This window comes from Paraburkholderia sp. BR10882 (genome assembly GCF_040948855.1).
Classification (GTDB): Bacteria; Pseudomonadota; Gammaproteobacteria; order Burkholderiales; family Burkholderiaceae; genus Paraburkholderia; species Paraburkholderia nodosa_A.
Window position 1 is genome coordinate 123,489 of the sequence record NZ_JBFPKP010000004.1, and the last position, 26,186, is coordinate 149,674.

At 61.9% G+C, this 26,186-nt stretch carries 25 protein-coding genes; 14 read left to right on the forward strand and 11 right to left on the reverse strand.

Features of this window, described 5'->3' with window-relative positions:
* The first annotated feature begins 68 nt into the window (after positions 1-68).
* Entirely contained in the window at positions 69-1,541 is a 1,473-nt protein-coding gene (locus tag AB3X99_RS12830) for an NAD-dependent succinate-semialdehyde dehydrogenase (RefSeq protein WP_368617120.1), read from the forward strand.
* Here AB3X99_RS12830 and AB3X99_RS12835 read toward each other — a convergent pair whose 3' ends face one another.
* A complete protein-coding gene (locus AB3X99_RS12835; protein ID WP_368617121.1) occupies positions 1,542-2,444 on the reverse strand; it encodes a LysR substrate-binding domain-containing protein in 903 nt (300 codons plus the stop codon).
* A 103-nt stretch (positions 2,445-2,547) separates the two neighbouring features.
* Here AB3X99_RS12835 and AB3X99_RS12840 point away from each other — a divergent pair, with 103 nt between their 5' ends.
* The gene (locus tag AB3X99_RS12840) at positions 2,548-3,432 is read left to right on the forward strand and encodes an alpha/beta fold hydrolase (RefSeq protein WP_368617122.1); all 885 of its coding nucleotides are present in this window, start codon (positions 2,548-2,550) and stop codon (positions 3,430-3,432) included.
* 210 nt (positions 3,433-3,642) lie between these two features.
* Here the strand turns inward: AB3X99_RS12840 and AB3X99_RS12845 are convergent, their stop codons facing one another.
* The 3 genes from AB3X99_RS12845 to AB3X99_RS12855 all read right to left on the reverse strand — a co-directional run bounded on the left by AB3X99_RS12845 (position 3,643) and on the right by AB3X99_RS12855 (position 5,915).
* Complete coding sequence (locus tag AB3X99_RS12845) at positions 3,643-3,999, reverse strand: STAS/SEC14 domain-containing protein (protein WP_342947269.1); 357 nt, start codon at positions 3,997-3,999, stop codon at positions 3,643-3,645.
* A gap of 388 nt (positions 4,000-4,387) precedes the next feature.
* Complete coding sequence (locus AB3X99_RS12850; RefSeq protein WP_368602175.1) at positions 4,388-5,146, reverse strand: SDR family oxidoreductase; 759 nt, start codon at positions 5,144-5,146, stop codon at positions 4,388-4,390.
* 19 nt (positions 5,147-5,165) lie between these two features.
* The gene (locus AB3X99_RS12855) at positions 5,166-5,915 is read right to left on the reverse strand and encodes an SDR family oxidoreductase (RefSeq protein ID WP_342947271.1); all 750 of its coding nucleotides are present in this window, start codon (positions 5,913-5,915) and stop codon (positions 5,166-5,168) included.
* 96 nt (positions 5,916-6,011) lie between these two features.
* Here AB3X99_RS12855 and AB3X99_RS12860 point away from each other — a divergent pair, with 96 nt between their 5' ends.
* Positions 6,012-6,929, forward strand: a complete 918-nt coding sequence (locus AB3X99_RS12860; protein ID WP_368617123.1) for a cupin domain-containing protein — start codon at positions 6,012-6,014, stop codon at positions 6,927-6,929.
* Between the two features lie 66 nt (positions 6,930-6,995).
* Here the strand turns inward: AB3X99_RS12860 and AB3X99_RS12865 are convergent, their stop codons facing one another.
* Positions 6,996-7,757: a DUF4239 domain-containing protein gene (locus tag AB3X99_RS12865; RefSeq protein WP_069266418.1), complete on the reverse strand. Its 762-nt coding sequence runs from the start codon at positions 7,755-7,757 to the stop codon at positions 6,996-6,998.
* Positions 7,758-8,159: 402 nt separating this feature from the next.
* Here AB3X99_RS12865 and AB3X99_RS12870 point away from each other — a divergent pair, with 402 nt between their 5' ends.
* Positions 8,160-9,209 (forward strand): methyltransferase, encoded by a 1,050-nt coding sequence (locus AB3X99_RS12870; protein WP_368617124.1) that lies wholly within the window; start codon positions 8,160-8,162, stop codon positions 9,207-9,209.
* Here AB3X99_RS12870 and AB3X99_RS12875 read toward each other — a convergent pair.
* A complete protein-coding gene (locus AB3X99_RS12875) occupies positions 9,206-10,192 on the reverse strand; it encodes an aldo/keto reductase (protein WP_368602179.1) in 987 nt (328 codons plus the stop codon). The genes AB3X99_RS12870 and AB3X99_RS12875 overlap by 4 nt on opposite strands.
* Before the next feature lie 26 nt (positions 10,193-10,218).
* Positions 10,219-10,569, reverse strand: a complete 351-nt coding sequence (locus AB3X99_RS12880) for a hypothetical protein (RefSeq protein ID WP_368602180.1) — start codon at positions 10,567-10,569, stop codon at positions 10,219-10,221.
* Between the two features lie 378 nt (positions 10,570-10,947).
* On the opposite strand from AB3X99_RS12880, the gene AB3X99_RS12885 reads away from it, so the two are divergent.
* Positions 10,948-12,633 (forward strand): sialidase family protein, encoded by a 1,686-nt coding sequence (locus AB3X99_RS12885; RefSeq protein WP_368617125.1) that lies wholly within the window; start codon positions 10,948-10,950, stop codon positions 12,631-12,633.
* A 185-nt stretch (positions 12,634-12,818) separates the two neighbouring features.
* On the opposite strand, the gene AB3X99_RS12890 is transcribed toward AB3X99_RS12885, so the two are convergent.
* Entirely contained in the window at positions 12,819-14,408 is a 1,590-nt protein-coding gene (locus AB3X99_RS12890; RefSeq protein WP_069266422.1) for a winged helix-turn-helix domain-containing protein, read from the reverse strand.
* 182 nt (positions 14,409-14,590) lie between these two features.
* Between AB3X99_RS12890 and AB3X99_RS12895 the strand changes: the two genes are divergently transcribed.
* Genes AB3X99_RS12895 through AB3X99_RS12910 form a run of 4 tightly spaced genes read left to right on the forward strand, consistent with a single transcriptional unit; the run spans position 14,591 to position 17,284 of the window.
* Complete coding sequence (locus AB3X99_RS12895) at positions 14,591-15,346, forward strand: SDR family oxidoreductase (protein ID WP_342947277.1); 756 nt, start codon at positions 14,591-14,593, stop codon at positions 15,344-15,346.
* 45 nt (positions 15,347-15,391) lie between these two features.
* The gene (locus AB3X99_RS12900) at positions 15,392-15,871 is read left to right on the forward strand and encodes a carboxymuconolactone decarboxylase family protein (protein WP_069266424.1); all 480 of its coding nucleotides are present in this window, start codon (positions 15,392-15,394) and stop codon (positions 15,869-15,871) included.
* A 28-nt stretch (positions 15,872-15,899) separates the two neighbouring features.
* The gene (locus tag AB3X99_RS12905; protein WP_069266425.1) at positions 15,900-16,298 is read left to right on the forward strand and encodes a cupin domain-containing protein; all 399 of its coding nucleotides are present in this window, start codon (positions 15,900-15,902) and stop codon (positions 16,296-16,298) included.
* Positions 16,299-16,351: 53 nt separating this feature from the next.
* Complete coding sequence (locus AB3X99_RS12910; RefSeq protein WP_069266426.1) at positions 16,352-17,284, forward strand: MBL fold metallo-hydrolase; 933 nt, start codon at positions 16,352-16,354, stop codon at positions 17,282-17,284.
* Between the two features lie 43 nt (positions 17,285-17,327).
* Here AB3X99_RS12910 and AB3X99_RS12915 read toward each other — a convergent pair whose 3' ends face one another.
* A complete protein-coding gene (locus AB3X99_RS12915; RefSeq protein WP_368617126.1) occupies positions 17,328-18,305 on the reverse strand; it encodes a zinc-binding alcohol dehydrogenase family protein in 978 nt (325 codons plus the stop codon).
* A gap of 212 nt (positions 18,306-18,517) precedes the next feature.
* Between AB3X99_RS12915 and AB3X99_RS12920 the strand changes: the two genes are divergently transcribed.
* Complete coding sequence (locus tag AB3X99_RS12920) at positions 18,518-19,429, forward strand: LysR family transcriptional regulator (RefSeq protein ID WP_368617127.1); 912 nt, start codon at positions 18,518-18,520, stop codon at positions 19,427-19,429.
* Positions 19,430-19,504: 75 nt separating this feature from the next.
* On the opposite strand, the gene AB3X99_RS12925 is transcribed toward AB3X99_RS12920, so the two are convergent.
* Positions 19,505-20,416 (reverse strand): LysR family transcriptional regulator, encoded by a 912-nt coding sequence (locus tag AB3X99_RS12925; protein WP_342947280.1) that lies wholly within the window; start codon positions 20,414-20,416, stop codon positions 19,505-19,507.
* Between the two features lie 131 nt (positions 20,417-20,547).
* The gene (locus AB3X99_RS12930) at positions 20,548-21,006 is read right to left on the reverse strand and encodes a nuclear transport factor 2 family protein (protein ID WP_342947281.1); all 459 of its coding nucleotides are present in this window, start codon (positions 21,004-21,006) and stop codon (positions 20,548-20,550) included.
* Positions 21,007-21,144: 138 nt separating this feature from the next.
* Here AB3X99_RS12930 and AB3X99_RS12935 point away from each other — a divergent pair, with 138 nt between their 5' ends.
* Genes AB3X99_RS12935 through AB3X99_RS12950 form a run of 4 tightly spaced genes read left to right on the forward strand, consistent with a single transcriptional unit; the run spans position 21,145 to position 25,655 of the window.
* Positions 21,145-21,825, forward strand: coding sequence for an NADPH-dependent F420 reductase (locus AB3X99_RS12935; protein WP_368617337.1), 681 nt, complete (start codon positions 21,145-21,147; stop codon positions 21,823-21,825).
* A 44-nt stretch (positions 21,826-21,869) separates the two neighbouring features.
* Complete coding sequence (locus AB3X99_RS12940) at positions 21,870-23,129, forward strand: hypothetical protein (protein ID WP_368617128.1); 1,260 nt, start codon at positions 21,870-21,872, stop codon at positions 23,127-23,129.
* A 25-nt stretch (positions 23,130-23,154) separates the two neighbouring features.
* Positions 23,155-24,474 (forward strand): hypothetical protein, encoded by a 1,320-nt coding sequence (locus AB3X99_RS12945; protein WP_368617129.1) that lies wholly within the window; start codon positions 23,155-23,157, stop codon positions 24,472-24,474.
* A gap of 53 nt (positions 24,475-24,527) precedes the next feature.
* Positions 24,528-25,655 (forward strand): hypothetical protein, encoded by a 1,128-nt coding sequence (locus AB3X99_RS12950; protein ID WP_368617130.1) that lies wholly within the window; start codon positions 24,528-24,530, stop codon positions 25,653-25,655.
* Positions 25,656-26,186 lie beyond the last annotated feature (531 nt).

A 26,186-nucleotide genomic window follows, 5' to 3' on the forward strand; every position in this document is an offset into this window, starting at 1 on the left:
GGTTCGCCGGTCACACCAGTCGCGACGGTTTAACGGATCACGACATCCCTTGTAGAAAGGAGCACGCAGTGAGTTTGGAGTTGACGCGAGGCGAACTGCTTCGACAGGATAATTTCATCGACGGCAAGTGGAGCGCCGCCGCCGGAGGCAACCGTTACGCCGTGACGAATCCGGCGACGCAGGGCACGCTCGCGCAGGTGGCCAGCAGCAGCGCCGCCGACGCCCGCGCGGCGACGGACGCGGCGAGCCGCGCCTTGCCCGCCTGGCGCGACAGGCTGCCCCGCGAGCGGGCGCACGTGCTCAACCGTTGGCACGCGCTCATTGTCGAGAACACCGAGGACCTCGCGCGCCTCATGTCGATGGAGCAGGGCAAGCCGCTTGCGGAGGCGCGCGGCGAGGTCGCGTATGGTGCGTCGTACGTCGCATGGTTTGCCGAAGAGGCGACCAAGGTCTACGGCGACATCATTCCGCAGACACAGCGCGGCAAGCGCATGAGCGCGATCAAGGAGCCGATTGGCGTGGTCGCCGCGATCACGCCGTGGAATTTCCCGCTCGCAATGATCGCGCGCAAGATCGCACCGGCGCTCGCTGCAGGCTGCACAGTCGTGGCGAAGCCCGCCGAGGACACGCCACTTACGGCGCTCGCACTGGCCGCGCTCGCGCAGGAAGCGGGCTTGCCCGACGGCGTGCTCAACATGATCTCGGCCGCGCGGGACGAAGGGATCGCCGCTGTTGCCGACTGGCTCGCCGACGACCGCGTGCGCAAGATCACCTTCACAGGCTCGACCGCGGTGGGCAAGCATCTGGCGCGCGAATCGGCAGCCACGCTCAAGAAGCTCTCGCTGGAACTGGGCGGCAACGCGCCGTTTATCGTGTTCGAGGACGCCGACCTCGAGGCAGCCGTCAACGGCTTGATGGCGGCCAAGTTCCGCAACGGCGGGCAGACCTGCGTGTGCCCCAACCGCATCTACGTGCATGAATCGGTGTACGAACGATTTGGCGATCTGCTGGCGAAGCGCGTCGCAGCGCTTCACGTGGGACCCGCAACGGACCCGAAGGCGCAGATCGGTCCGATGATCAACGAGCGTGCGATCGAGAAGATCGCGAAGCACGTCGAGGATGCCGTGGCGAATGGCGCGCGCGCACTAACGGGCGGCAAGCGGCTCGCCGAACTGGGGCCGAACTATTACGCGCCCACCGTGCTCGCCGACGCGACCGACGCAATGGTGCTGTGCTGCGAGGAAACGTTCGGCCCGGTCGCGCCGCTGTTCCGCTTCACGGACGAGGATGAGGTCATCAGGATCGCAAACGACACGCCTTTCGGTCTCGCGGCTTACTTCTACACCAACGACGTGCGCCGGATCGATCGCGTGGCGCGAAAACTGGAAGCCGGCATCGTTGGCATCAATGAAGGCGCCGTGGCCAGCGAGGCGGCGCCTTTTGGCGGCGTAAAGGAGTCTGGCTATGGGCGCGAAGGCTCGAAGTACGGCCTCGACGACTACCTGAGCATCAAGTATTTGTGCCAGGGCGGGCTCGACTGATCACCCGCGAAGTGCGCGTGGGCTGAAGCGGCCCTGCTGGCCTGCGCGGCATGCAGCATCGATCAAAGCCGCGCAGGCCGGCGAGTCGGTACGAGGAAACGCGTAGAAACGCGCAACTGGCAACGCGGGCAGTCCTTCCTTGCGACCCAGCAAGCGCAAGCCATCGACTCGCTGACTATCGGCGATGACCGTCACTGCGAAACCCGATCTCGCCGCCGACAGGCAGCCCGCCATGCTGCTGCTCTCGAACACCAGGCGCCACGCTCGACCGGCTTTGTTCAGTGCGGTGATCGCCGACTCGCGATAAATGCAGGGATCGGGGAAAACGGCCAGCGGCAACGGCTGGTCGAGATCCAGATCTGCATCTTCCGCGTAGGCCCAGACTAGCGGCTCTTCCCACAGCAGCGTGCCGCCTTTGCCGACACGGCTGCATTGCTTGCCGAACACGAGATCCAGACGGCCGCGCTCCTGCTGACGCAACAGATCGGCCGTGATGCCGACTCTCAGGTCGATTGTCGCTTCGGGATGCTGGCGGCGAAAACGCTGCAACACCTGGGGCAGCCAGGCGCCCGCGAAATCTTCCGATGCACCGACTCGCAGCAGCCCGCGCAGCGGCGTACCGCGTAGTTTCGCGCGGACTTCGCGTTCCAGATCCAGGATGTTTCGGCCGTAGGCGTACAAGGTGTCGCCGGCTTGCGTCAATTCCAGGTGGCGAGTCGTGCGTGTCAGTAGGCCGACACCGACGATCTGTTCGAGGCGCTTGATATGTCCGCTCACGGCCGAAGGGGTCAGCGCCAGACGCTCGGCGGCCGTGGCAAAGCTGCCGCGGTCCACGACTTCGAAAAAGGTGCGCAGCAACACGGTATCGAGCGGAACACCGTCGGCAGTGGGCAGAATGTCCATCAGATCATTCAACGCGAAAAATCACCAATGATTAGTGATTATTCACCAATCGGCACGAGGCGTCGAGCTATCGTGGGACTTCCCTGTTTGCACGAGGAACACGATGAACACCTACCAGCATGCCGCCACCGGGCGGCTCGACATCGCCTGGCTCGAATGGAACCCGCAGGGGGCGCGCACAGCGGTGCTGGTGCACGGCTGGCCGGACAGCCCCCAGTCCTGGAAGAACGTCGCGCCCATTCTGGCCGATGCGGGTTACCGCGTGCTCGCGCCGGCGCTGCGGGGCTTCGCGCCCACCCGCTTTCGCGATACGGCCACGCCGCGCAGCGGCCAGTTGTCCGCGCTGGGCCGCGATCTTCTGGATTTTCTCGCCGTGCTGGGCGTTGAGCAGCCGGTATTGGTCGGCCATGATTGGGGCGCACGCGCGGTCGCGAATGCGTGCGGCCTGCGTGACGGCGTGGCTTCTCATCTGGTGATGCTATCGGTGGGATACGGTACCAATGATCCGAACCAGATTCTGACCCTGCAGCAGGTGCGCAATTACTGGTACCACTGGTTCATGGCCACGCCGCGAGGCGCTCGCGTGGTGCGGGACGAACGTGAGGCTTTCGCCCGGCAGATGTGGGATACCTGGGCGCCGGCTGGCTGGTATGCGCCGGCCGACTTCGACGAAGCGGCGCAGGCATTCGAGGGCGACGATTGGGCAGAGGTCGTGCTTCATAGCTACCGGCACCGTTGGGGCTTTGTCGACGGCGACCCTGCCTATGCCGAGGATGAGGCGCGTCTGAATCCCGCGCCGAGGCTGTCGGTCGCAACGTTGGTGCTGCACGGCGGCGCGGACACCTGCAACCATCCCGATAGTTCCAGCGGGCGGGAGTCGTTGTTCGTTGGACGGTATGAGAGGAAGGTACTCGATGGCGTAGGCCACTTCCCGCAGCGCGAAGCGCCAAAGGACGTTGCCGATGCGATTTTGCGGTTCTGTCGATAGGCGCTACGCGCAGGGGCTTGGCGGCGAGTACTTGGCGACCCTTCGTCGATCTGCCGGAATAAATTGTGTCCACGCCGTCCTCGATACGGCGCTGCCTGCTGCCATGAAGGCGAAACGCATCGTGACTGCGAAATCAGTCAATCCGACGTTGGGGAACAGTGGGCGGCTCCTCGCCGCCCACCGTCCGAAGCGTGCGGTTGCAGGCGACGTTCACGCGTTGATCCAGGCACGCGCCTGTTCCAGCTCGTTGACGTGGAACGCCTTGATTTCAGCCTTGGTAAAGAATCGCGCCAAATGCATCGAGGCGCGAATCCAGGCCGCATCGGCCACCACCGCGGCGCGCGTGACCTTGCGGGCGACGGACACGCCTAGCGTCATGTCGGTCCACAGCGCCTTTGGCTCGATACCGCTGAAATGCTCGATGCGTTCGAGCACACGGGTTTTCCCGTTCAGTTCAAGATCGCCACGCATGCGCTCGATGGCTTCGCGCAAATCGTGGTCGGTGATTTTGCCTTCGACGGTGATTTCGACGACGGGCGAATCGGGAGTGGAGTGATACTGGATCATGGCGGGCCCCCATGGTAAGGAGACGTTACACGCTCAGGCGCGGCGAGGCCTGGCGTTCGACAGCACTTTCATAGTACCCCTTTTCATGCGCCATGCTGCCCGCAAGAAAGTGGTGTGCCTTTTGAAAGCCGCCTCAAATGTTTGCAGTGCATAAAAAAAGCCGCATACAGGGACGCGGCCGAGGGGGGCACCTGACGGGGGCTATTCCGTGTGCAGGCGCATAGCCAGATTACTCAAGCTGTGTGACATTCATCTAGCCGACAAAAATAGCGGCGCTTCGTGTCGACACGGCGCAACAACAAAATTAGGGAATCTTGCGGTGCGCTGCAGTCTGGGCTAGATCGGCCGCGTCGCTTTTAATGAGGGTGCTTCAGCGGCGGCCCCTCGTTCACCACGGAATCGTCTGATTTTCCCAGCGGGTGAATGTCCCCGACGGGCCGTTCGGACCCAGCAGAATGACGCGTACCGCTTCGCGGGCACCTTCCTCGACGGTCTCCGTGCCGGTGAAGCCGTTCAGGTTCGTGCGCGTGTAGCCCGGCGAAACGGCGTTGACCCTGATGCCCTCCGGTTCCAGTTCGATCGCCATGGCAACGGTCAATGCGTTGAGCGCCGTCTTGGACGCGGGGTACACCGGACCGAAGATCGAGCGCCACGGGAACGCAGGGTCCGAGTTTGTCGTGAGCGATCCCACACCACTCGAGACGTTGAGGATGCAGGCGGCCATCGATTTGCGCAGGAGCGGCAGCATCGCCTGATAAACGGCCAGCACGCCGAACACGTTGGTGTCCCACACCGCGCGCATTTCGTCGAAAGAGACATTGCTCGGGCGGGTGGTCTTCGCGAAGTCCTCCACGGACTGGCCGGGCTGCCGGTTCGTGCTCGAAATCGCGGCGTTGTTGACGAGCACGTCGAGGCGGCCATGCTCGTCGCGAATGCGCTGCGCGGCGGCGGCGATCGAAGCCTGATCCGTCACGTCGAGCTGGAGCGCACGCGCGTTCGGCCCAATCTCCCTGGCCGCGGCCTCACCGCGTTCGAAATTGCGCGACCCGACGAGCACCGTGAGGCCGTGTAACGCGAGATCCTTCGCGATCTGCAGACCGATTCCCTGATTGGCGCCGGTGACGAGCGCGATGACATTGTCCTGCATGCAAATCTCCTGGTGTTGATTAGCTCGCCTCAGCTGCCCACGCCTGTGCATCGGCACCGGCGGGAATGTGCATCGGAGTCGAGGGATCGGTCGCCGCGCGCCACACGGCTTCGGCGACGTCCTGTGCCTGGGTGAGCGGGGACGCCGTGTCCTCCAGACGCGCGATGACTTCTTTGACGAGACCCGCATAGGCTTCATTGTCGAAGCCGTGGATATGGGCACGCGCGTTCTCTCCAAAGCGCGTCTCCAGCGAACGGCCTGGTAGCACGAGGCGCACGCGCACGCCGAACGGTTCGAGTTCCAGCGCCATCGACTCGGTGAACGCGTTCACCGCCGCCTTGCTCGCGCGGTACGCGCCGATCAGCGGCAGCGCCTTCAGCGTCACGCTCGACGTAACGTTCACGACGACGCCGGCCTTGCGCGCGCGGAACTGGGGCAGCACGGCTTGCGTCACCGCGATCGTGCCGAACGTGTTGGTCTCGAAGACCTCGCGCACGGCGTCGATCGGAACAAGCTCAGCCGGGGACGCCGCGCCAAAGCCCGCATTGTTGACGAGGACGTCGATCGGGCCCGCAGCCATGACGGCCGCGCGTATGCTTTCCGGCTTCGTGACGTCGAGCGCCAGCACGCGCAGATGTTCCGAAGGCGGCAGCACGTCGTCACGCGGCGTACGCATCGTGGCGACGACCCGCCAGTCACGGGCCAGGAAGTAGCGGGCGATCTCGAGCCCGAAGCCGGACGAGCAGCCGGTGATCAGCACGGTTTGCATGGAATCTCCTTTGGTTTGCGTGTGTCCATACGATAGATCGCGCAGACCGTACTTGCTACAATCAAAGGTCCGAATTTCGTTTGCAGGAGTCCGGCCATGATCGATCCGTTGGCTGAAGTCGTGACGCTGCTGCAGCCGAGTGCGCGCTTCTCCAAACTCGTCCTCGGCGCCGGCCCTTGGCGCATCAGTCGTTCGGGTGCGGGCGAGCCTTTCTATTGCGTCATCCTCGATGGCGGGTGCTGCATCACGATCGACGATCACGCGCCGCTCGAACTCGTGGCCGGCGACTTCGTCCTGATTCCTGCGTCCTATGGCATCGAGGTGAGCAGCCTCGAGCCTCCCCCGCCGGACGTCGAGCCAGTGACGCCCGTCGCGCTGGGCAACAATGAATTCAGAATCGGCGCCGCGGACCACCCGGTCGATTCGCGCATGGTGGCGGGCCACTGCAGCTTCGGGTCGCCGGATTCATCTTTGCTGGTTTCGCTGCTGCCGCAACTCGTGCATGTCCGCGGCCAGGAACGGCTGGCCACACTCGTCAAGCTCGTGCGCGAGGAATCGAGAGCGCAGCGGCCTGCGCGTGAAGTGGTGCTCTCTCGCCTGCTGGAAGTGCTGCTCATCGAAGCACTGCGATCCACGGCGGGAACGTATGCGCCACCGGGGCTCGTGCGCGGACTCTCCGACAGCCGCCTCGCGGCCGCGATCCGGGAGATGCACGAGCACCCGACGAAGCCGTGGACGGTTGCCGCCCTCGCGAAGGAGGCCGCGCTCTCACGTTCGACGTTTTTCGAACGCTTCAGCCGCGCAGTCGGCGTCGCGCCGATGGAATACCTGCTGACCTGGCGCATGGCGCTCGCGAAGGACCTGTTGCGTCGCAATCACGGCCGTATCGCCGAGATTGCGCAACTTGTCGGCTACAGCTCGGCCAGCACGTTCAGCGTTGCCTTTACGCGGCACGTCGGCCGGCCGCCTACGCAGTACGCGCGTGAGGAGCAGATGGCCCCGGATGGCGCGTAAGCAGGCGCGAGCGGGTTGCCGGGAGGGCTGTTCGCGTCGGCAAACTTCCAGGCGGTACTGCGGCGACTACTGTCCGAGTATGGAGAGCGCCTCATGCACGGGCGCGAGGGAGACAGCGACGATGCCGCCGAGCGGCGTGTTCATTTCCAGAATCAAAAAAATGGCGATAGAGGTGGATATCGCGCCCAGAAAGAACGTGATGACGACCGTCGTGTTGGGTGAGGTGAACAACCCAAACGAGCCGAAGATAATGCACAGCCACAACACGAGCGTGAGCAGCAGCGGCATCGGGGTCGAGCCTGCCGCCTGCAGCAGTGCAAGCTCGCGCATCGCCAGGACGTCGCCGGCGATCTGAATGGCGCGCGCCTGTAGCCGGCGTTGCGTTTCACTGTTCGGTGACAGTTGCGCCAACCGGCGTTGAATATTTTCCCCGCGTTTAAGCTCCTCGGGGCTGCGCATGCTTGCCAGCTGAGCCGGATCGCCGGAGGTGATCTTCTGGATGCCAGTGGCGACGCCCTGCTTCAGCAAGACCCGGATCTCCTGCGTCTCTGGACCGTACTGGGCGAGTGTGCGATCGAGCAGAATGATTTCGGTGGCGTCGCGTACGACCGCGGCGTTCGCGGCATCGAATGAGCTTTTCGCCGACGAGATCAGCAGCCCGAGCACCAATGCGGCCATGGTGGCTATCAATCCAATCGTCAGCTTAATGACGCTGACCGATTCGTCGCCGAGATGATGCGCCGGCAGCATGGTATGCAGATACAGGCCGAGCAGGGCGCAGCTAAACACGCATGCAAACACAATGATCGCAATGCCCAGGTGTGGCACGGTTCGATTCTCCGTTTTCGCTTGAGGCGTGGTTGCCTTCGCCGGATGCCTGAACGACTATTTTGTATTACACCCCATGTAATGGGCGAGGCTGCGGCGCATCACTACTCTTTGCTTGTCGTGTCATCGCCCCTTGATGCATGCGTCCAACTCCCAAGGAAAAATCATGGCTCACTTTCCCGTATATACACTCGATTCGGCTCCGGAAGGCTCGAAGGCGGCATGTCGAGGTCTTGCCGAAGCAAAGCACTCTTTCAGACGCCGTGCGCTTCCAGCCGCCTGAAGATGAGGTAGGCGCGGAATAGTCTTCGCCCGCAAGGTGTTCTGTTGACGCAAAGACGATTCGTGTAGCAAAGCAAAGCCATCGAGAAACTTGCTATCTCTGCGAAAGGAAACAAGACAATGGAACCGCAATTGAGCACCTTGACGTCTGAAACCGCGAACGCATCTGCCGCCTCCCCACAAAAGCTGCTTCAGCTGGCCATGGGTTTCTGGGCCTCGAAGACGCTGCTCTCCGCGGTCGAACTCGACCTGTTCACCGTTCTGGGAAGGGGCCCGCGCACAGCAACACAACTGATGGATCAAATGCAGTTGCATCCGAGATCGGCACACGACTTCCTCGACGCTCTGGTCGCGCTAGGGGTCCTGGATCGAGACGACGGGCTGTACCGGAATACCGCCGAGGCCGATGCATTTCTGGACAGATCCAGGCCGGGTTGTATCGCCGGATTTTTGCTCATGGCTAACAACCGCTTATATCCGTTCTGGGGCTCGTTGACCGAAGCATTGCGCACGGGGCTCCCGCAGAACGAAGCAAAGGAGGGCGGTAACCCGTTCGATGCAATCTATCGTGACGAACGCGGACTCCGTGAGTTTCTGGGCGCAATGAGCGGTGTCAGCATGGATCTGGCAAAGGAGATTGCGCAAAAGTTTCCCTGGCAGAACTATCGCTCGGTCGTCGACGTCGGGACCGCGCAGGGCGCCCTCGTGGCGGAGATTGCGCGTACGCACGAGCATCTTGCGGGAATCGGGTTCGATCTGCCCGCCGTCGCTCCGGTATTCAACGACTACATCGCGGCGAACGCGCTAGAGGATCGAATTCGCTTTCATCCGGGCGACTTCTTCGTGGACGCCTTGCCTTCAGCCGACGTTATGGTGATGGGACACATTCTGCACGACTGGAATCTCGAACAGAAGCGCGAACTGCTCGCGAGGAGTTATCAGGCGTTGCCCGCCGGCGGATGTCTGATCGTCTACGACGCGATGATCGACGACGAGCGCAGGCGCAATGCGTTCGGCTTGCTCATGAGTCTAAACATGCTGGTCGAGACGCCCGGCGGTTTCGACTATACCGCCAGGCAGTGCCGCGAATGGATGACCGAGGCGGGTTTTCGGGAGATCAGGGTCGAACCGCTGGGCGGGCAGAACTCGATGGTGATTGGCGTGCGCTAGCGGTCGAGATGCGACAGCATGGGCGGCAGGTAACGTGTGCCCGCGGTCTGGTGTCCGCCAAGGAAACTCCGAATGTGATCCAGATCCGCCGGCGTCAGCCGAACTGAAGCTGCGTTCACGTTTTCCTCGAGGTATTGGCGCCGTTTGGTGCCGGGGATCGGCACCAGATCGTCACCTTGCTTGAGCAGCCAGGCGAGCGCGAGCTGGCCCGGTGTCACGGACTTCTCGTCGGCAAGGGCCTTGATGAAATCTGCGAGCTTGACGTTCGTATCGAAGTTGCTGCCCTGTATGCGCGGATCGTTGGCTGCCCGCCAGTCGTTGGCGGGAAGGTCCTCCGCCCGCCTGGCGTTGCCGGTCAGGAAGCCCCGGCCAAGCGGACTGTAGGGAACAAAGCCGATACCCAGTTCGCGCAGCGCCGGCAGCACCTTGTCTTCGACGCCGCGCTCGAACAGCGAATACTCGCTTTGCACGGCCGAGACGGGTTGCACGGCATGGGCGCGCCGGATGGTATCGACGCTCGCTTCCGACAAGCCGAAATAGCGAACCTTGCCCGCGGCGATCGCGTCCTTGACCGCGCCCGCCACGTCCTCGATCGGCACGTCGGGATCCACGCGATGCTGGTAGAGCAGATCGATGTGATCGGTCTGCAACCGGACGAGCGACGCGTCGATCACCTCCTTGATATGCTCGGGGCGGCTGTCGAGGCCGCGTACGCCGTTGTCGATCTTGAAGCCGAATTTCGTCGCGATCGTCACTGCGTGACGACGCCCTTTTAGCGCGCGTCCGAGCAGTTCCTCGTTGGCGAAAGGACCATAGATCTCAGCGGTATCGAGGAATGTGCAACCGAGCTCGATCGCCCGATGAATCGTGGCGATCGACTCGGCGTCGTCGGGCGTGCCGTAGGCGTAGGACATCCCCATGCACCCCAGCCCGATCTCCGAAACGGCGAGTCCTTCACGTCCAAGCTTGCGCGTGTTCAGCATATTGCCCTCCTGTGGTGGCTAGCTACCTAGCATGGCACGCGCGTCGGATACGTGTTAGCACGATACTCCTGATTGCTTGCACGATTCTCCTGCAGATAAGGGACGCTCACCAACTCCATTGAGTCGTCGCAAGGCAATGCGAGTGCGACCTCGCAGTCAGCGCAATAGACACCACCCATGCCGTCGAGTTGCGCGCTTGGCTTGCCGGCCTGGTCGATGATGTCACTCGCATCGATCTGCGCTTGGGACATGTGCCGGATAAGGTCCTCCATCTCGTCCAGAAGCACGCCGGGAATATCGTGAAACGCTTCCTTTGCGACGCTTGTGGAAGCGCGATCATTCTCATTCCAGGTAAATAAGCATTCCGAATAAAACAACGATGTTTGAAAGAACTGAGCCGTCGAACACGCAGTCGTCTATGGCTCCCATGGAGTTCCGTCACCATGCTTCTGCAAGCGTATACATGATTTGACCGTGGATCTGCAATCCTCGTACCAAGCCAATATTAGTGAGGGCGCCGCGTGATGAATCGGAATCCGTAATGTTTTTTTCACACAAATGCGCCTACAGCGACCTAGTGTGTTTTGGTAGTGGCATCTTCGCTGCATGTTTACGCGGACGGTAGCAAGCGTTGGTTTTGCGGTGGGGGCAAGTCGGTTTCACATATACCGGAAGATCACGATATGACAGTCATGGCTCCGGTGACGGACAGCCGGAAAGTGCACAGGCGTTTTCCCTTTTTCGCGAGGCTCAGAATGAAAATCAATATCAGGTGCTTATCCCGGTTTGCTTTCCAGGGCGTGGCAGGCGGCGGGGTCATTGCGCTCGCATGCTCGATCGGCCCAGGCGCGAACGCGCAAACACTCGGATCGCTCGTCCAGGTAGCCGCGGGCGACCCGTTCAGCGGATGTGCCGCCGACCAGGTGCATGCGCAGGAATCGGCATTCGGCAGCGTCCTGTATCCGGCGACCTCGATTGAGCCATGGATTGCGGTCGATCCGACCGACCCGTCTCGTCTCCTCGCCGGCCACCAGCAGGATCGCTGGAACGACGGCGGTTCACGCGGGCTCGTCGGCGTCGCCTCGAGCGATGCGGGCACAACCTGGTCCAATACGATTCCGTCCGGCGTGACTGCGTGCACCGCAGGCAAATTCCGGCGAGCCTCCGATCCCTGGGTAGATTTCGCGCAAGACGGAACGGCCTTCTTCTTCTCTCTGGTACTGGACCCTGCGCAGCCGACGACTCCTTTCGGAGCCCGAAATAGCGGAATGCTGGTCAGCCGCTCCACTGACCATGGCGCGACGTGGCAGCCTCCCGTTACGCTGATCCGCACCAACTCGCCGCACGTGCTCAATGACAAGAACTCACTCACTGCGGATCCGACCGCGAACAAATACGTCTATGCGGTCTGGGATCAGTTGAGCGTGTTCCCGCCGACGAAGGAGGGCGCCCAACTGCTCGCGCAAAATGACGGTGTTGAGATCGCGCGCCAATTGGCGGGCCTCTCTTCGACATGTGGGACGCCGCCGTGCGCGGGTGGTGCCCCCTCCTCCAAATTCAGTTTCACCGGCCCTAGCTTCTTCTCACGGTCCACCGACAATGGCGTGACGTGGAGCACAGCCGCACCGATCTACCAGCCTGGCACGAACGCGCAGACAATCGACAACATGGTGCGCGTGCTGCCTGATGGAACCGTGCTCGACTTCTTCACCGCGATCAACGTCACGCCATCGCCACTGAGCATCGGCTATATCAAGTCGACGGACAAAGGCGCGAGCTGGTCGGGGCCGACGTTCACCAACAATATTCATACGATCGGCGGCGTGGTCACCGGCGTGGTCACACCTGACAGCGGTCAGCCGATACGCGACGCCGCTATTCTCTACAGTGTCGCTGTGAACCCGGTCTCGGGGGCTATCTATCTTGCCTGGCAGGACGATCGCTTTTCGTCCGGGACCTGCACCACACCCACCGGATCGATTCCGATTGTCGGGATCGTCTTCAGCGAGTCGGATGACGGCGGGGCGACCTGGTCAGCACCCGTGATGATCAACAAGACGCCGCCGAACGGTACGAACCCCTGCCGTCAGCAGGCGTACATTCCGGCGATAGTGCCTTCGGGCGACGGCAATACGATCGTGGTGACTTACTACGACTTTCGTAATGACACGAACACGCCTGTGGGCTTCGAGGGCAGCGACTATTTCGCGGTGTTCTGCTCGACAGCCACTGCGTGCACGAACCCCGCCAACTGGGGTAACGAACGGAAACTGACTGACGCCTCGTTCAACATCCTGAACGCACCTGTAGCGGGCGGACATTTCCTCGGCGACTACATGGGGCTGGCCGCTAGCGGACCGAAAACTATTTACCCCTTATTCGGTGTTGCCACGAGTGCCAACGTGACGGCCGAATACACCCGTAAGATCACCTTACCGTAAGCGCTAACGGCGGCGGCCGCAGGAGGTCGCCGCCCATGAATCGGGAAGCATGTGTAGACGACCGATTCGGCCGACGCGGGAAGTTGGACACGCGTGCACTCCTCGTCAGGACGGCGGCGAGAGCGCCTCGTTGAACTGCGAGAGAAACTGTCATGAAGTAACATCGGTGTGCTCGCCGGATCGCATCAATCCTTGCAGGGTTGTGGATTAAATCCAGCCTTGGCCAAGCCTTCCGTGAAAACGGCAAGATTTTCGTTGCGCTGGATCGGCATCCATTCGGTCAAGTTGCCGAGGCGCAAATCGGGAACCAGTTCACGTAGACGAATCGCAGCTTGTCGAGCCTCCCGTTGATTCCCGAGCCAGGCCTGACTCGCGGCGAGCGTTGCGTGGGCAAGGCCGAAACTCGGCAAATCCCGCATCGCCTTCTCTGCCCACGCAGCGGCCTCGACGAAGTTGCCCATGAACAAATGCGCAGCAGACAACCCAAACTGCATCCGGTAGCGTTCTGGATCCAACGGGCTCAGCTGCATCGCATGGGAAAATTGCCTGATCGCCTGTTCGGTTTCGCCGTGCCACAAGCGAACGAATGCGCCGAGGAACCACGCGGCGGCGAGATTGTGATTCAGCTCCAACGCCCGATCCAGAAGCGCAATGCCTTCCGCCAGGTGGTCACCGGCAAGATGTCCGAGGGCGTGCCCGCTACGCGCCAGGGCCACGGCGTCGTATCTGCCAAGCTCGACCGCGCGGCGCGCCAGACGCGCGCCTTCGGCCATTTCCCGCGGGCGATCCTGCATCCAGCCGTTGACCTTGCGCCAGCAATGACACCAGGCCGCCATTGCATACGCCGAAGCGTATTCCGGGTCGCACTCAAACGCGCGCTGGAATAGCGGCAACGCTTCGTCAATCGCTTCGCGGGTGCCTCGATGAAGCCGCGCCATGCCGCGTAGATAGAAGTCGTAGGCATCCAGACTTTCGGTCGGTTTGAACCGGGCGCGAGCGATCTCCGCCTGTTCGAGCTGCGGCGCAATTGCGCCGACCACGCTGTCGGCGATCTGATCCTGGAACTCGAATATATTGTCGAGCATGCCCTCGAAGCGACCAGCCCAATGAGTCGCGCCGGTGCTCGCATCGACGAGCTGGCCGGTGATGCGAACGCGGCCCTGTGCCCGGCGCCAACTTCCTTCGAGCACGTAGCGCACGCCAAGCTCGCGCCCGATCTGCTTCACATCCACGTTTCGATGCTTGTACGTGAAGCTCGAATTACGTGCCACGACGAATAACCAGCGATATCGCGACAACGCCGTGATGACGTCCTCGATCACGCCGTCGGCGAGGTAATCCTGCTCCGGGTCACCGCTGAGATTGACGAACGGCAGGATGGCGATGGAAGGCTTGTTGAGCTGCGCCGCGTGCGGCGACGATGCTTCGGACGGCGTGGTTGTCTCGCCGGACTGAAGCGCCAGCGGTCGTTCGGTGATATCGGCGACGAACCGGAATCCCTTGCGCGCCACGGTTTTGATCACACGCTGCTGCTGACCGTCATCGCCGACCGCGGTGCGCGCGGCATTGACGTGGCTCGCCATGGTGGATTCGGAAATCACGCGTCCGTCCCACACCGCATTGATTAATTCGTCACGGCCCACGACACGGTTGCGATGACTCGCCAGATAAACCAGCAGATCGAACACCTTCGGCGTCGTGGCGACCGGTTGGGAAGCACGGCACAAGTCGCGACGTTCCAGGTCCAGCGTGCAGTCAGCGAAAACCCATTGCATTCGGGGCTCCAGCGCGAGAAGGCCGCCGGGCATGGGGTACCCGGCGCGCCGATGAAGCAGATCAAGGAATTTTGGACGGAAATACAAGGTGCAGGCAAAGCGGCGCCCGCGTCCGGAAATCATACTGCACTCATCGGATAAGGCGGCAAGCCCTTCGTAAACTTAGCCAGCGGGAGTGCAACATGAAAGTGGTCGTCATAGGTGGCAGCGGACTGATCGGCTCGAACGTGGTGCGGCGGCTTGGCCGCGATGGGCACGAAGTGGTGGCCGCATCCCCCTCGACCGGGGTGGACTTGATGACGGGCGAGGGGTTGGTGAGGGCGCTTGAAGGCGCGCAGGTCGTTGTCGATGTCGCCAACGCGCCATCCTTCGAGGACGACGCCGTGATGGCCTTCTTCCAGACAGCGGGCCGCAACCTGTTGGCCGCCGAATACGCTGCGGGCGTCGAGCACCACCTCGCCCTCTGCGTCGTGGGCACCGAACGCCTGCAGCAAAGCGGCTATTTTCGCGCCAAGGCCGCGCAGGAGACGCTGATCAAGGCGTCGCCGGTCCCGTACACGCTGCTGCGCGCCACCCAGTTCTTCGAATTCGTCGGCGGCATCATCGCCTCCGGCACCCAGCGAGACGAGGTGCACCTTTCGCCCGCGCTGATCCAGCCGGTTGCTGCCGACGACGTCTCCGCAGTCCTCGCCGATCTTGCGGCGGGGATGCCATTGAACGACACCATTGAAGTCGCCGGTCAGGACCGCTTCCCGCTGGACGACCTGGCCCGCAAGTTCCTCGCCGCACACAAGGATCCACGCACGGTAATCGCCGATGTCCACGCACGCTATTTCGGCAGCGAACTCGACGACCGCACCCTGGTCGCCGGCAGTGGCCATCGCGTCGGCCCGACGCGCTTTCACACCTGGCTCAGCCTCTCCGTTGCGAAAGACTGATTCCTGCAACGATTTTCCTCTGTTTAACCCTATAAAGGACATGCCATGACCCAGCGCATCGATTACCAGCAACAATCCCCGGAACTGTTCAGAAAATTTGTCGAATTCAGCCTCGTGCTCAAGAAGTCCGCTATCGAGGAATCCATCGGCCATCTAGTCGATATCCGGGCCTCACAGCTCAACGGCTGTTCGTTCTGCGTCGACATGCACGTGAAGGAAGCCACGATCCATGGCGAGCGTCCGCTGCGTCTTCATCACGTCGCCGTGTGGCGCGAGTCCAACCTGTTTACGCCGCGCGAGCGTGCCGCGCTGGCCTGGACCGAAGCGCTGACCCAGATTTCACCGCTTGGCGTGAGCGATGAAATCTACGACCGCGTGCGGACCCAGTTTTCGGAGAAGGAGCTGTCCGATCTCACCTTCCAGGTGATGTCGATCAACGCGTGGAACCGGGTCAACATCGGCTTCCGCATCCCGCCGGGGATCTACGACAAAGCCTTCGGCGTGGACAAGTCGGGCCTGGCCTGACCTGACCGCGGCGCAAAGGGGTAGCGTCATGCAAATTTCGAGATTGCTGATCGCATCGCTGCTGCTCGCTGCGGGCGCTGGGCAAGCGCACGAGCCGGCGCAAGCACAAGTCACGCCGCTGATGACCAAGGCGCTGGACGACTATCCGGGCAAGGAAGCGCTGATGATCCGCGTGGAATATCCGCCCGGCGCGTCGGACCCCGTGCATCGGCACAATGCGCACGGTTTCATCTACGTGCTGGAAGGCAACATCGTGATGCAGGTCAGGGGCGGCAAGCAAGTCGCGCTCGGTCCGGGACAGACGTTTTATGAGGGGCCGAACGACGTTCATACGGTTGGGCGCAATGCGAGCCAGACGAAGCCCGCGACGTTCATCGTAGTGCTGCTCAAGGACAAGGGCGCACCGGTTCTCGTGCCAGCGAAGTAAACCATGCCGTCGCCCGGCGCGGCTCACGAAATCTATTAATAGGATTACTTAAAATGACTAAAGCAACCCGCAATGTGCAGCCTGTTACCGCCAACCTTGGCAAAGCAGGTTCAGTCGAACTCGTGCCTTCCCGCTACGCCGTGCGCGTGGGTGACGTCGACGTCGTGCTGATCAGCGATGGCATTCTGCCGCTTCCGACCTCGACCATGTCCACCAACGTGAGCGAAGCGGACCGCAACGAATGGTTCGACGGTCGCTTCCTGCAACGCGACATGTTCGACTGGGCGCTGAATATTGCGCTCGTGCGCAGCGGCGAACGCCTGATCCTGATCGATTCGGGTGTGGGCGACGGTTTCGAATACTTCACGCGTGCAGGTCGGTCGGTGATGCGCCTGGAATCGGCTGGCATCGACCTGGCTGCGATCACCGATATCGTGATTACGCATATGCACATGGATCACGTCGGCGGACTGAACGTCGATGGCGTTAAGGCCAGACTGCGCCAGGACGTGCGCATTCACGTATCTGCGGCCGAAGTGGAATTCTGGAAAAGTCCGGACTTCAGCAAGACGGTGATGCCGGAAGCCGTTCCTCCCGCGCTCCGCAAAGCGGCTGCGAAGTTCACGGAACTCTACAGCGAAAACATCATGCAGTTCGATCAGACCGTCGAAGTCGCAACGGGCGTGTCGGCGCGCGTAACCGGTGGGCACACGCCGGGGCATTGCGTCGTAGACGTCGCCTCGAACGGCGAGAAACTGACGTTCGCAGGTGACGCGATTTTCGAAGTCGGCTTCGACAATCCCGAATGGCAGAATGGCTTCGAGCACGATCCTGACGTGGCTGCGGACGTGCGTATCGCGCTGCTCACCGACGCTGCTGAAACCGGCGCTTTGCTGGCCGCAGCACATGTGGCGTTCCCGTCCATCGGTCACGTTGCAAGGAACGGTAAAGGCTTCCGTTTCGTGCCGGTGCAGTGGGATTACTGATTGATGAACGCCTGTCAATCATCGGCGGGCGTGAAGGCCGCCTTCATGGCAGCACGACGATCTTCCCGCCGGCCTTGTTCTCTTCCATGCACCGGTGTGCATCTACGATTTCGTCGAGTCGAAAAACCTTCCCAACGGGGACGCGAAGTGTTCCGGCCTTCACCTGCGCCAGCAATTCGTCATACGGCGTCGCCATGAATTCATTGACTCCGCCGTCGTAAATGGTGAGTTTCACCGTGCTCGGTATCACTTCCATCGGACTGAAGGTGTCGAACGACCACTGGTTGCCAACAATGCCAGTCATGCACACCACACCGCCTTGTTTCGCGCAGCGCAACGAGTCCTTCAGCGTCGTGGTTCCGATGAGTTCCAGCACTTTATCCACGCCGCCGGGCGACACTTCGCCGATCTCCTGCGCGATTGTGCCCGAGTCTATGACGACACGGTCGGCGCCGTTCGCACGCAGCGCGTCGCCTTTCTGCGGATTGCGGGTCGTCGAAATCACAAACGCACCGTGCGCTTTGGCGATTGCCGCAGCGGCAAGTCCAACCGATGTCGTTCCGCCCCGAACCAGCAGCCGGTCCCGCTCTTGCAGCGCGAGGGCCTTGAACAGCGAGCCCCACGCGGTCTGAAGCATTTCCGGCATTGCGCCGAGCGTTTCCCAGGGCAAGCCAGTGACCAGTTTTTGTACCTGCCGGGCAGGTACGCAGGTGTACTCCGCATAGCTGCCGTCGAACTCACGCCCCAAGCCTCCCATCGCGGTGGCAACCGTCTCGCCCTTGGCGAACTCCATTCCCGGTGCGTCTTCCACGACGCCGACCGCCTCGATTCCCAGCACGCGTGGAAACTTCACGCTCTGAGAAAATCCCTGGCGGGTAAACATTTCGGATCGGTTGAGTCCGAACGCCTTCACGCGGATCAGTACCTCGCCGCGTTGCGGCGTCGGTATAGGCCGTTGTTCGAGCTTGAGCACCTCAGGACCACCGGGCTCGTGGATCACTGCTGCTTTCATGGTCGTCATCGACGCCTCCTTTGCGGCTCGCGAGTGTCTATTCGAAACCATAGAGCAACGGCGATTTTCCGGTAGGCGGTAATGCAGAAAATCGTTTTCCACTTCCGGAAAGATCAGCGTGCCATGATATGTCACGTGGGCGCTCGTGCTCCGGGTTGGCATCTATCCTTGCGGCGTCGCCGACGATTGGCGCACAATGGTTTTCCAAGGATGGAAAAGCGATGGCGAACCTCAACTCGCTGGTGATATTCGCAAAGGTGGTCGAATCGGGCAGCCTTTCCGGGGCGGCACGCCGGCTTGGCATGCCGGTCTCTACGGTCAGCCGGCACATCGCTGAGTTCGAGCAGGCGCTGGGCGTTCGGCTCCTTGAGCGCTCCACGCGTAATCTCACCCTTACCGACCTCGGCAAGGAGGTGTATGAGCAAGCCGTGCGAGGCGTCGAGCTGGGTGAGGCCATCGACAGCGTCGCGTCCAGCCATCTCTCGGACGTGTCGGGGCTCTTGCGCCTTTCGGCGCCGCCAAGCGTTTCGGACACCTTGTTGACGCCGCTTGTCCTGGAATTTCAGAAGCGCTATCCGAACGTGCGTTTTCAGATACTCGTTACCGAGCGCTACGTCGAACATATCGCGGACGGCGTCGACCTTGTGTTCCGGGTTGGCGCATTGCGCGATTCGTCGCTGGTCGCGCGGCGCCTTCTGGCCTATCGTCATCGCATCGTTGCGACGCCTGCGTGCCTTAAGCGCTGCGGGGAGATACGAAAGCCGCAGGATCTGCTCGAGCATCGCCTCCTTGCGTTTTCGCACTGGAAGGCGGATTGCAGCTGGTGTTTCGTGCACGAGAATGGAGGGGAAAAGCAGACGCTCACGTTCCAGCCGTTGTTCGCGATGAACGATTTTGCGGGCCTCGCTTCCATGTTGCTGGCGGGTGCCGGTATTGGTGAACTGCCCCCTGTGGTCCGGCCCGATCTTGTTCGCGAGGGCAAGCTGGTGGAGGTGATGCCGCAGTGGCGCCTCCCGACATACGACCTCTCGCTCGTGTACTTGGGCAACCGGCACATTTCGAAACCGTGCAGGCTCTTCAAGGAATTCGCGATTGAAATGGCACCCGTGTTGTTTCCGGATTTTCCGCAGTAAGATGCAGACCATTCGAACTCCTGAATGATTTCGAATGGTTGAAACGGGTTCGATGGTATCGCCTGTTTTCGCCTTTCAGGATGGTAAGGTGCCAAAGAGCCCGGGCACCATCTTCGAGGCGAAGTCCCTGAAGATGCGTACCTGCCGGGGCAGATAGCGGTCGCGCAGGTTGGCGATGGTCAGGTCGAACACAGGCAGATGCCAGTCCGGCAAGACCTCGACGAGCTGCCCGCTGCGCACGAGGTCTGGCTGGACGATGGGCGGCAGTTCCCCGATGCCGCAGCCCTCGAGCAGCGCCACAATGAGCCCGGTGTAGTCGTTCATGGCCATTGTCGGCTGGAAGGAGACCGTTTCGGTATCCCGGCCGTTGACATGAACGAAGCTCCAGCTATAGTCCGGCTTCCAGAAAGAGAACGCGAAAAGCCGGTGCGCGGGAAGGTCCCGCGGCGACTGCGGAGGCGGGCATCTGGCGAGGTACTTCGGACTTGCAACGACCTGATGCCGGTAAGTCAGAAGCGTGCGCGCTGCGAGCGTCGCGTCGGTGAAGGTTCCGACCTTGAACGCGATATCGACGTCCTCGGCTATCTGGTCGACGATGCGTTCGGTAATGAACGCCTTGACCTCCACGTTCGGGTAAGACTGCTGAAAGGCTTCGACGACAGGCACGATCAGCGAGTCGGAGAGGTTTGGCGGCGCACAGAGCCGTACGGCGCCGGACACCTCGGGCAGGCGGTTCGAAATGACATTGTCGACGGCTTCGCTGACCTCCGTGGCCTGTCTTGCGAGCTCGAATACTTCGGTGCCGAAGTCCGTGAGCCTCAGGTGATGCGTGGATCGATCGAGCAAACGAACACCCAGCTGATTTTCGAGTTCGGCAATACGGCGGCTCACAGAGGAAATGGGCATCTTGAGCCGCCTCGCGCCCTCCGAGAAGCTGCTCGCCTCGACGACCTTCGCAAAAATGAGCAGCGTATTGAGATCTTTCATTACCGTTACGCTCCGTTCGACCTGCAACTTGCTGGCTATCTGCAGCTTCCATCGTCTGACGCAGATTACCGCCGCAACCGGGCGGCAGCAAGGCGGCAGTCCGCCCGTGGCGAGGTAAAGGAACCAGTCGGCTAGAGCACGACTCGCTCGCCGTTCGGATTGCCTTGAAAAGTCCAGCTTCCGCCGCTTCGGAACGACGCGCCTGTCGCGAACGTGTCCTCCATGAACTGGAGATACGTGCAGCGGCCATGTTCGACCTTGGCGAACACCGCGAACGGCGTCGTCACGACCTTTGAGAGTACCGTCGACCGGTACGTGAAACGACCGAACATGGCGGCGTATTCGTCGGTGCCGAACAGCGCCTCCGGCTCGAAGGACTGAATCTCCCAGTAGCGGCCGACATCCATAAAGGTCTTCACGATGCTCTCGGGACCACGAGACGTACCGGCCCACGGCATGATCCGCTTCAGATCGGGATTGTCGTAGTTGAGCGAAACATAGATCACGTCAGGTGTGACGAGCGAACGGACGCGCTCGATATCGGTTGGCTTCTCGAGTATCGAAGACAGCACTTCGGTTGGCGCGAGCATGGGCTTTCTCCTCCTCATCAGGGCACACGCTCAAGCATACAAACGCGGCCGCTCGCGTGAGCTTTCCAGAAATGGAAATCCGATTTCCGCACTGTCCGTTAGCGGTCGACCGAACGGTTGGCTACCATTGAGATCACATTGCGGTCACGCAAGCGGGAAACAGAAAGGAGCGCAACTGTCATGAGCACGGCAATCATCGGCCTTGGAAACATAGGCTCCCGGCTGGCGAAGAATCTGGTAACGGGTGGCGAGACGATCATCGTCGCGGCAAGGACGCCGGGCGAGGCCGAGGAGGTGGCCCGAGACCTCGGCAGCCATGCCGAAGCGCTGACGGTCGAGGATGCAGTCGCCAAGGCGGACGTCATTGTCCTGGCGATCCCGTTCGACGCGATCAGGCAATTTCTCGTTACGCATCGTGAGGCGCTGGCGGGGAAGATCATCGTGGACCCGTCAAACCCGATCGCCCCGGACGGTAAGGGCGGATACAGAAAGACCATTCCTGACGAGCAATCTTCTGGCGTGCTGATTTCCGGGCTGCTCCCGGCTCGGGCGCGTCTCATCAAAGCGTTCGGCACGCTGGGCGCGCAATCGCTGGAGGCCGGCGCGAACCGGTCGCCGGAGCGGGCCGTGCTGTTTTATGCAGCGGACGATGCGCAAGCCGGCGAGGTCGTAGCAAGACTCATTACCGTCAGCGGGTTTTCTCCTGTGCGCGTGGGCGGCATCGACCAGTCGATCCGGATCGAGGTTGGCGGCGATCTGCACGAGTATGGACAGCTTGGCAAGCTGGTCAGCGCCAAAGAGGCCGTGTCGCTCGTCTAAGCGGCATGCGCGCCGTTCATCAGATCATGGAGGAACGACTCATCGTGAACACCGAAGCGCGCACCGTCTCCACGCTCGCCGAATTGCAGACGGCAGTCGACGACGACCAGGTTCTGCACATCGTCGTTTCAGCGCAGATCGATGGGGTGGCAGCCCTTCGCCTGCGGCCCGGTTTGGCTCTGACCGGCATCGACGCACATGCCGCCCTGCGCTTCGCGCCCGGCAGCGACGGGCTCCAGCTTTCCGCCGACAATCGGGTAGAAGGCTTGCGGCTTGCCACAGACCCCGATCGGCGCGCCATTTTCAATGACACGCGTGTCGACGGATTCGGTCGGCTCGTGCTGCGCCATCTGAATGTTGCGGGCGTCGTGCAACTGCTGGCCCGCGACAGTGTGGCTGGCGGCCATGTCGAAGCACACGATATCGACATTGGGGCCGCGGACGCCCGCGGCTATGAAGAGCGCCCGAAGGGATACGGCGTCGAAGTCGTTCCCGGCGTCTTCACGCTCTGGAATCAGCGCGAAGACCACGGCGTCGTCATCACGGCGGACCTCACCGGGCTTTCGGCGGGCCGTGCCGGTGCGCCGGTTCGCGGCAGCGGCATCTTCATTGGCGGCGCCGGAGAGGCGGGCGGGCGCGTCGTGGCGAATCGGCTGGAGACAGGCGCCGTCCATAGCGATGGCGGCATCGCGCCCGGCACGCCGGATCGCATTACCGGCGGCGTATTCGTCGTGTCGGGCGCATTCGTGGCCAGCGTGCACAATCACGGCCCGGTGACGACCTACGGTCCGAATGACATGGTGCTCGACAACTGGGGAGCCGTCGATCGCTGGATCGTCGACGGGAAGGTCACGTCCCACGGGCCGAGCGGCATTGGCTTCGTGAATTTCGGCTCCCTCGAGCGGCTCGAAGTCAACGCGTTGATCGAGACGTTCGGCCAGGGATCGCGCGGCTTCAATGTCTACACGGGCACCGTGCGGTCGGCGCAATTCGAGCGCGTCGTCACGCATGCCGATGGCGCAGTGGGCATTCAGATCAGCCAACCTGTCGGCGAAATCACGGTCCGCCGGGGCATCGAGACGTGGGGCGGTACCGGCGACTCATTGGTCAAGGGCGTCGTTGTCCGGCTTGCGGCGACAGCGCTCAGCATCAAGCCCGGAGGATCGGCGCGCAAGATCGCGATCGCCGGCGGCCTGATCACGCATGGCGAAGGCGTCAATCCGCTGGAACTGCACGGCGCAATCGACGCGCTCGAGGTCAGCGGTGGATTGACGGCTGCCGGTGGCGGATTCGCCACCATCTAGCACCGAACAACAACCAGGGAACGCAATGGATCACACGACAACATCCGGTATGGCGGAAGAGGCCCGTGCGCGGCGCGAGTTTCTGCGGGCTGGCTCGGCTTCGGCACTCATGCTTGCCTTGGCGGGCCCGGCGCTGGCCGCGGGCGAAAAGACCAGGGCTGATGTAGAGGAGGGCGGCACACCGCGGCCGGGCGGTCCACTCCAGTCTGCGGGAGCCCTCGAGTTCGGGCCCGGCAATGTCCTCTTCGTCGGCGATATCACAGGTGCGGCCGTTCATGCGTTTGCACTGAAGGATTCGGACGTGACCTCTCAGGCCGACGTGGAAATGGGAAATTTTCATAACTTCGAAGGCCGCGATCTGGTCCTGGGCGTGGATCAGAAGCTCGCTGCGCTCTTCGGGACGACAGTCGGCAATATCGTCATCAACGATATGGCGATCCATCAGCCGTCGCGACAGATTTTCATGTCGGTCGAGCGCGGCAGCGGACCAGGCGCCATGGCTGCGATTGTGAAGGTCAATCACGGCAAGCTCGAGTTGCTGGAACTCGACGGTATTGCGCACTCGAAAACGGTAATTCCAAATGAGCCGGACCAGAACGCGATGCTGGAGTTCGAGCCCCAGCAGGTCTATGCGATTACGGACGTCAAGTACTACAACGGCGAGGTTTTCGTCACAGGAATCTCGAATCAGCGCTTTGCATCGACGCTGTATCGCATCCCGTACCCGTTCCGTTCCCGCCTGTCGACGAGCACCGTCGAAATCTGGCACCCGACGCATGGGGAGTTCGAAACGCGCGCCCCGATCGTGCGGCAACTGATCCGGGAGATGGATGGAAAACCGTACCTGTTTGCCGTGTACGGTTGCACGCCGCTCGTTCGCTTCCGCCTGGAAGATTTGAAGGATGGCGCGCATGTGCGTGGGGACACGATCGGCGAGCTGGGCTATGGGTCGAATCCGCTGGATATGCTGACTTATACCGATCCGACGGACAATAAGGACTACTTGCTCGTGACCATCGACGTACGCAGCGCGTCGCGTATCGAAGCTGCGGAGTTGACGACCGCGAAACCCGAGCCGACCGGTGGTCCCATCGACTTCGGGCCGGGTGGCCTCGGGCGTACGCAGCGCGATCTGCCGATCCGGGCGGAACATATCGCGATTCTCGATCCACGATGGGCGGTCGTCATCTGGCGGCATCCGAAGACGTCCTGGCGGCTGGACATCGGCACGCTGATGGTTCCGTACTTCTTCGACCGCCGATTGGGAATGGCTGAAATGAACTGGCCGAATGGTCCCGATCCATTCCACTACCGCGAACATCGCAACGAGATCGACCACGCGTAGCCGGTTGCCAGATCAGCCGGCCGCAGGATATCGCGCAACGCGACCGAGTAAGGATGCCGATGACACTCCAGCCAACACTGCGAGTCGAGCACGAGACCGAGAGGAGCGGGGTGGCTTGCGTCTGCGTGCACAACCTCGATGCAGATCTTGCTGCGCTTCTCGTCGAACACCAGGGGACGGCCCGCTCGCTGCAACCCGTGCTGCGTGTGAACGTTATCGATGCAGCCATGCGGGACGGCGACGAACTTCCCGATGTGGCTGGCTGCTGTCAGCTTCTGGAGGCCGGGGTGCGATTCGTTCCGCGTTTTCCGTTCGAACCGGGCGTTCGCTATCGAGCAAGCTTCGATTTGCGGCCGCTCGGCCGTATTGGGCATGCGGACGTGCTGACGCTCGAATTCTCGCTACCGAACCCCATCGGCGTCGACCCGGCTTCGGTGTCGGATGTCTTTCCATCCGCCGATGTCCTGCCGGAAAACCTGCTTCGCTTCTACGTTTGCTTTTCCAGCCCGATGCGGCGTGGCGGTGCCGAAACGCAGATTAGTCTTATCGGCCCCAATGGACGGCCTGCGCACGACGTGCTCTATCGGCCTGCGCTGGAGCTTTGGGACAGGAGCATGCGATGCCTGACGGTTCTGCTGGATCCGGGCAGGCTGAAACGCTGGGTCGGTCCCAATCGGGAACTGGGTCCGCCGCTGAGGTTGGGGCAACGCTACGCGTTGGCCATCGGCTCGGCAATGGTCGACTCATCCGGTCGTCCGTTTCGGCAGAATTTCTACAAGCCGTTCGTTGTCGCTCAGGCGGTCCGGGAGCCCGTTGCGCTCGCGCATTGGACGGTTCTGCCTCCTGCGGCGCAGAGTTGTCAACCTCTGGAGATCGTGTTTCCCAGGCCGCTGGATTGGGCGTTGCTGCGGCGCGCGATTGTGGTCGTAGGCGACGACGAACGGCCTGTAACAGGGCGAGTCGCGATCGAAAAGGGCGAAAGACGCTGGACCTTTACGCCGGATTCGCCCTGGACGGCGATGCGGCCCGCCATTCGCGTCGCGCCGGACCTTGAAGACGTCTGCGGCAACACCCTGTTCGAGGCTTTTGACGGGCCGCTGCGAGCGCACCGCGAATCGAGCGTGCAACGCACCTATCGCACGATTCGCTTCGAACTCACACGACCGGCGAATTCCGCGTGACGATTGTGGAGGCAACCCTTGGCCTCGGCGGCCAGTCGTTTGCCACGGGACGTATGGATTGGCAACGATTTCGAGCGAAGGAGCCGCATCAAGCTAGTTGCCCGATTGCTTAACGGTCTCGGTTGAGCAGTACGTTTTTGTAATGTAAACGGGCGACATGCACCGTCGCTTGTCCGAACACGAATCCGCCAACACCGCCGCCGATCATCGCTCCGACGACAGTGTGATTAGCAAGCGCACCCAGTCCAGAACCTACTCCGGCGCATATGGCGCACCCGAGGAGGCCGGCCCATGTCTCCCAATGCCGCCATGTTCGACGAAAGGCACGTCGCCAATACGCGCGTCTCTCTCTCGCGCTTAGATTTGCCAGCTCAGGGATGCTTTTCAACGTCCAAAAGATCGTCATTTCCCATCTCCTACCCGTTTATTCGCGCCGACGCATTGTCGACGAACTTCGCCCCGTTGTCGACTGGCCGGAGTTGGCCGAACCTGGAAATGGCACAACGGCCATTCGCCTGGACACGCCGGTGA